The sequence below is a fragment of the Planctomycetia bacterium genome (assembly GCA_034440135.1).
In the GTDB taxonomy this organism is placed as follows: domain Bacteria; phylum Planctomycetota; class Planctomycetia; order Pirellulales; family JALHLM01; genus JALHLM01.
Window position 1 is genome coordinate 1 of the sequence record JAWXBP010000158.1, and the last position, 6,239, is coordinate 6,239.

Consider the following 6,239-nt stretch of genomic DNA (forward strand, 5'->3'; position numbering starts at 1 on the left):
GCCAAGGGGTGTTCCGCGACCCGCGACCGAAGCCGCTGTCGATCTCCCAGGTGTTCGCCACCCACTGCTCGATGAACTCCTTGTCCTCCCAGCCGTTTTCGAGGATCACCCGGCTGAGGGCCATGTGCAACAAGGCGTCCGTACCGGGAACGATCTGGAGGAACAAAACGCCATTTGCCTCGGCGTAGGCCACGCCCATCGTGCGGCGGGGGACGACGAAAATCATCTTCGCCTTCGACCGCATCATCCATTCGGTGAAGACGACGGTCTTCGACTCGTAAGGATCGGTGCCGGAAATGAACAGGACGCTCGCGGCCTTGAAGTCCTCGTAAGCGGCACTGAAGGTGACGATCCCCGCGTCGTCCATGCCGGCAGTATCGTTCGACATCGACGGCTTGTCGTGGACGGCGAACGCGGGGGTCTTGATCGACTCGAAGGCGAGCTTAGAAATGGCGTAGGTGTTCTCGAAGAACTCGTAGGAATACGTCTTCATTCCCCACGCTGCTTCGCCGTACTTCGTCAGGACGTGCTGGCTGACCGCCGCCATCACCTCAATGGCGGTGTCCCAACTCACCCGCACCAGCGTGCCGCGCACCCGAACTTGGGGGAATTGAAGGCGGTCCTGCGTTGGCCCCGTGGACGTGTAGCACTTGAGTGCCAGCGTGCCGCCCCGGATGGAATGGTTGCCGCCGGGATTGACAACCGTGGCGTCGGAGTCCGGCACGACGACGCAGTAGTGTGGCTTGCCGCCAACCAAGACGATGTTGTGTTGGTTTGGACTGACCCAAAACCCTTCGAACCCGGTCGGAAAATCGGCACCGAAGGCGTTCTCCTTCGCGGTCGGACCACCCTCCGTGCCGACCGGCCAGGTGTAGACCTTGTAGCCGCAACCGACCGCACAGTACGCACAAGCTGTGGTTTGCACCCGAGCGTCCTTGGGCGGGAGCGGCACACGGTCGGTGCGTTCGTAGATCGGCAGTTCCACGAAAACCTCACTTGTCGTTCGCGACTTTACGGAACCGCCGATCGGCCTCGGCCCAGTCGATGAAGCTCAAGAAATTCTCGACGTAGTCGGCCTTTTTATTCTGGTAATCGATGTAGAAGGCGTGTTCGTACACGTCGATCACAACCAGTGGTACCGCCAGCCACAGAGGGCCTTGGGCGTGTTCGTCGCTGACCACGTTGTACAGCCTGCCGTTGACTGGGTGGACGACTAGCATGGCCCACCCCGCCGCCGCCTTCGCACTCGCCACGAAGTCCGCCGTCCATTTGTCTACTGACCCGAATCGCTTCTCGATTGCCGTCGTGAGCGCCTCGGGTGGAGCGGTCGCCTTGAGGGCAAGGCCGTCAAAGTACAGTTCGTGAAGGATCACACTGTCGCCCCGACTCGACTGAATCTGCTTTAACCGCTCGAATGCTGCGGAGTCAATAACCGTCCCCTTCGTGAAGCTCTCCTCAAATTTGGCCTCAGCCCCAGCGAACGCCTTCAACGCGCCGCCGTAGTGGGCAATGTGGTGTGGGGCAATCTGGGCTTCGCTCAGAAACCCGGGAACCGACTTGTGCTTCAGGGGCTTTGGTTTGCCAGTCGTCAAACCGCTTCCGGAGAAAAGCGATGTGTCTGCATCGTCGGCCTCGGCAAAGCCCGGAACGAGCACAGAGCCGGCTGCGGCCCCGGACGAGGCGAACAGGAACAAACGTCGGTCCATGGAAGACTCCTTTGGTGATCAACTGAAAAACATTGTATGAATATTAGTCGGTCTTTGCGTCCCCATTTCATTTCGGTTCCGCCGTGTTGTCGTGAAACCCGAAGATCAGGCCGAGCATCCCCGCGGCAACGATGTCATCGCCGTCGAGTTCGAGGATCACTTGAGGCAATCCTTGTGTCGCGTGGCCGCTGACGACCATCCCGTACCTGGTCAGGTCGAACGTCGTCCAGTGGCCCGGACACGGGCCGGCGATTCCCGGATCAGCGAAGAATTTCGTGGCCGGGATGCCCCATCCCATGTGCGGGCAGAGACCGTTGAATGCCACCACGTCTTTGTCGGGGCCGATCCCTCCCGCTGCTTCCTGACCGAGCTTCAATAGCACTGAATCGCAATTGTCGTGGTTCCACGGGTAGCGGAATTCGACCGCAACACCCGTTTTGAGTTTGCTAATGAGGGCGACTTTCTTCCGGGGGTACTTGGCGATTTTGGCTTGAACTGGTCCGGCGAACAGTCCGGGGGCGGTCAGGGCGACGAGCGAAGTCCCGGCGGCAAACAGGAAGTCACGTCGGTCGAACCCCAGAGGGTTGCATAGCCGATCACAGTCCGGTTTGGGATCGGCGAGGGGATCGTTGTTATTCATCTCCTGGGCTTCCTTTCAGTCGGTACGAGCCGTAGGGCGGCAATGGCGGGGGTTTGTCAGTGAGTGGGTCGCCCGACAGACTTTCGAGGAAGGCGAGTAGGTCGTCCTGCTCGTCATGATTCAAATCCAGCGGCCTGAGCAGCGGACTCTTGATGGGGTGCTTGCCGCCACCCTGGTTGTAGAAGTCGATGACCTCTGGCAGCGTCTTGAAGATCCCGTTGTGCATGTAGGGGGCGGTATGCTTGAGTTCCCGCAGACTTGCGGTGCGGAACTTGCCAATGTCGTCGGCCCGTTTAGTGACGTAGTACAGCCCCAGGTCGTCACGAGTCGAATCATACAGGGTGCGCGATACTCCGTTCGACGCCTGCTCGAAGCGGAATGTGATCTGCTTGTTCGGGCTGTTAAGGAAGTCGGGGCTGGGCGGCACACCGATATTGTGGTAACGGTCGTCGGAGATCAATGCCCCATCGTGACACTGAATGCAGTTCGCCTTGCCGGTGAATAACTTGTAACCCCGCTTGGCTGCATCGCCGATGGCCTTGTCATCGCCTTGGAGAAAGGCGTCGAATTGCACGTTTTTGCTGTTGAGCGTCCGCTGGTACGCAGCCACGGCTCGAAGTGCATTGGCCCACGTTGGGTACTCTTCGCCAAACACGGCCTTGAACTTGGTACGGTATGCAGGCACCTGGGCGAGCCGTTCTTCGGCGAGGTCGGCGTCCACGTTGCCGGCGATGGCCCCGCTCCATGCCCCGTCGTTCTGATCCTCGATGCTGCCCCTGGCGCCGTCCCAGTTGAACTTCTCGAAGTGGGCTACGTTGTAGAGCGTGCTGGCGTTCCGCCAGTGGCTCGTTCCCGTGCCGCCCATCGAGATCGCGGTGCGGGCGGTGTAGCCGGTATGGGCCGGGTGACAGGTGTTGCAACTGGTCGCTCCGTCCGCCGACATTCGACGATCGAAGTAGAGTAGCCGACCGAGTTTGACCTTCTCCAACGTCGTCGGGTTGTCGTTCGGCTCGCGCGGTGCCGGCAACACGGTGATCGGTCGAGGCCTTCGGGCTCCCGGAGCGAGCTTGTCGAAGGTCGGCATCGGTTCATCCTTGCCTACCGATAGTAATGCGTAATCGGGTAACCCAGGCGAGACGACCTCGACGGGATCGGATGAGAGCGATTTTAAGAAGGCGACCAACTGCCGCTTTTCGTCAGCGGTCAATTTCAGCGGTTTCAATCCGGCTCGCTGGCCATTCTCATCACCCCGGTTGTAGAAGTCGATCACTTCATCCAGAGTTTTGAACCGCCCATCGTGCATGTAGGGAGCGGTGCGACCGACTTCCCGCAGGAGTGGAGTTCGGAACTTGCCACGGTCCTGTTCATTCATGGCGACCACGAAGCGCCCTGCGTCATCCGTCAAGTTGCGATAGTTCGGTGTCCCCAGTCCTCGAAAGAAGCGTCGAAAAGTGATGTAGCGTTCGGGGTCGTCTAGCAACTTCGGCCCCGTCCGAAGTCCAAGGTCGTGGAACTTGTGGTCCGTGAAGAGCGGGGCCGGATGGCACGCTGCACACCCAGCCTTGCCATCGAAGAGTTTTTTCCCAGCCAGCGCATCGACCGTCAGCGCCCTCTCATCGCCCTTCTCGAAGCGGTCGAACGGAGTCGCTGGCGAATGGAGAGAGCCGACATATGCGGCCAGCGCCTTCAAGATCGTCCCAAAGTCCGGTTCGACGCCGTAGGCGACCTTGAAGAGTTCGACGTACTCAGGAACCTGTTTCATCCTCTCGACAAGCAACCGCCCGTCGGCCGCCATGAAGAACGGCTCGGTCAGGTGATCCCGAACCACGCTGGCGAGGTCAGACCCCGACAGGCGACCGTCCCAATACGCCGACTTGACGTGCGAGACGTTGAACAGCGTCGGTGTGTTGCGGAACAGTGCCGTGCCGGGGTAGCCGATACTGACGGGCAACCCATCCGTGAACGCTTTGTCGGGCTGGTGACACGACGCACAACTGAGGGCGTTGCTGGCGGACAATCGACGCTCGAAGAAGAGAACCTTGCCGAGTGCGATTTGTTCGTCCGTCGCCGATTTCATGGGAGAAGGTACGAACGGATTGGTGGTGGCCTCTGCGGGCCGTGTGCGGGTAAGTTTCGCCCGCGCCGTGTCGCCGCCTTTCGGGGCATCGACGCCGAGGGAGGCGAGGTAATCCGCGAGCCTGTTCAGGTCGTCTTCGGAGAGCGTCTTACCGAACTTCGTCGGCATCACACCCTTTTCGAAGTCGCCGGGAGCTATGAAGGCGTCCGGGTCAAGAATCGACTCACGGATGTACTCCTTTGCAGTCGTCCTCGGCTTACGGGTGCCGGCTGCCATGCCGAGCTTCGACAGGTCCGGGCCGACTTCGCCATCGGCACCCGGCACACCGGGGATGACATGACAATTTCCGCAGCCGCCCCGGTTGATGATGGCGATGACTTCGCGTGGAGCGGCTGGTGGTTGCTCCTTCTTGGGTTCGTCTCCCGCTTCGGACGAGGAGCGAAGGATGGCAAGCACAACAACCACCAAAACGAGACCAATCGACACAACAAAACGACTTTCCATCCTCGCCTCGCTCCCTTGTCGATTGGCTGTGGGGTTTGTCGGAGTTCGTTCAAGTCATTCGCTTAAACTCATACAGGATGTGCGGTTAGCAAACCGCTATTGTATCCATTTTTTCGTTCTGGTTCAAAGTGCTCGTAATGCTCTTCCCGAGGTCTCGAATTCGGGGAGACGGGCCGCCGGAAAAGTGAGGGGAACCCTCCGAAATGCAGATTCACATGGCGTTTTTCCGATTCCAGCATCTGCTCTTCCGCAAGCAGCTAGCCGGTGTCGAATGGGAGACGGTACAATGCTGGGCGTCGCGTGCGGTGGTACGTCGGCAGTTTTTCCACACAGGGATGGTCAGGTTATGTCCTGATGGCGCAACGGCTTTGGTACGTCCGAAATTGTTCCCTGTTCCAGCGGCTGACTGCAGAGCAACTCGGCAGCCTTGAGCAGCGTGCGCGCATTCGCGAATTCCCGCGAAACAGTGCCATCTATCTGCCGTCCGATACCGCCGATGGGGCTTTCTTGCTGGCACAGGGCCGTGTTCGCATCTGTTCGACCACCCCGGACGGCAAACAGGCGATCCTGGCCTTCGTCGAACCGGGGGAACTGTTTGGAGAGCTGGCGCTCATTCAGACGGGAGAGCGAGAGGAGCGAGCTGAAGCGGCGACGGACTCGACGGTCGTTCTCCTTCCAGGCGATGAATTGCGGCGTCTGATGGAGACTTTTGCAGAAGTCTCGCTGGGGGTGACGAAGCTCATCGGCCTTCGCCGCAAGCGGGTTGAACGGCGACTTCGCAGCCTGTTGTTCCGCTCAAACCGTGACCGATTAGCCCATTTGTTGCTTGAGCTTGTCGAGCAGTACGGTCGGACGTTACCCGAAGGCGTTCTGTTGGACATCAAGCTCTCCCATCAAGAACTCTCGTCAATTATTGGGGCGACGCGTGAAACCGTAACGGCTCTGCTGGGTGAGATGCAACTCGATGGTCTGCTGAAGGTGAGTCGCCAAAAGATTGTTGTTCGTGACCTCCGTCGACTTGCGGCAGATCAGGGAACCCCAGTTCCCAGGGTCTCCGCGGCAACCTCCTCCGCCGAGATGTCCCGACAGTTTCAATTGCGGTCGCTTAAGGCGCCAGACACGACCGACCCGTGAGTAAAGTCCGATGAACCCATATTGAATGTGAAACGGTTTACAGAAGTCTCGCTTCCTGAAGCCGATAATTAGCGAAGAGATCAGATCCCGGCCGAAGCAGGCATCCGCCGCTAGCCGTGGAGAAGGAAGTAATGAGCAAGCGAAACACAACCACTGACAACAAATGGAAGCCTTGCCC

General features: G+C 59.4%; 5 protein-coding genes. 1 reads left to right on the forward strand and 4 read right to left on the reverse strand.

Going from position 1 to position 6,239, the window contains the following annotated elements; translation table 11 throughout:
• The 4 genes from SGJ19_09125 to SGJ19_09140 all read right to left on the reverse strand — a co-directional run.
• The coding region (locus tag SGJ19_09125; protein MDZ4780400.1) for a molybdopterin-dependent oxidoreductase at positions 1 to 985 on the reverse strand (985 nt) is incomplete at its 3' end.
• Positions 986 to 992: 7 nt separating this feature from the next.
• Positions 993 to 1,694 (reverse strand): Fe-Mn family superoxide dismutase, encoded by a 702-nt coding sequence (locus tag SGJ19_09130; protein MDZ4780401.1) that lies wholly within the window; start codon positions 1,692 to 1,694, stop codon positions 993 to 995.
• 79 nt (positions 1,695 to 1,773) lie between these two features.
• Positions 1,774 to 2,346, reverse strand: coding sequence for an arsenate reductase (azurin) small subunit (locus SGJ19_09135; protein ID MDZ4780402.1), 573 nt, complete (start codon positions 2,344 to 2,346; stop codon positions 1,774 to 1,776).
• On the reverse strand, positions 2,339 to 4,879 hold the full coding sequence (locus SGJ19_09140) for a cytochrome c peroxidase (GenBank protein ID MDZ4780403.1): 2,541 nt from the start codon (positions 4,877 to 4,879) through the stop codon (positions 2,339 to 2,341). The genes SGJ19_09135 and SGJ19_09140 overlap by 8 nt, the downstream gene beginning before the upstream one ends.
• A gap of 402 nt (positions 4,880 to 5,281) precedes the next feature.
• Between SGJ19_09140 and SGJ19_09145 the strand changes: the two genes are divergently transcribed.
• On the forward strand, positions 5,282 to 6,061 hold the full coding sequence (locus SGJ19_09145; GenBank protein MDZ4780404.1) for a Crp/Fnr family transcriptional regulator: 780 nt from the start codon (positions 5,282 to 5,284) through the stop codon (positions 6,059 to 6,061).
• Positions 6,062 to 6,239: the final 178 nt, after the last annotated feature.

Coding starts and splice junctions, on each gene's coding strand:
- SGJ19_09135 (MDZ4780402.1), bottom strand. CDS start 2,346: ATGAATAACAACGATCCCCTCGCCGATCCCAAACCGGACTGTGATCGG.
- SGJ19_09145 (MDZ4780404.1), top strand. CDS start 5,282: ATGGCGCAACGGCTTTGGTACGTCCGAAATTGTTCCCTGTTCCAGCGG.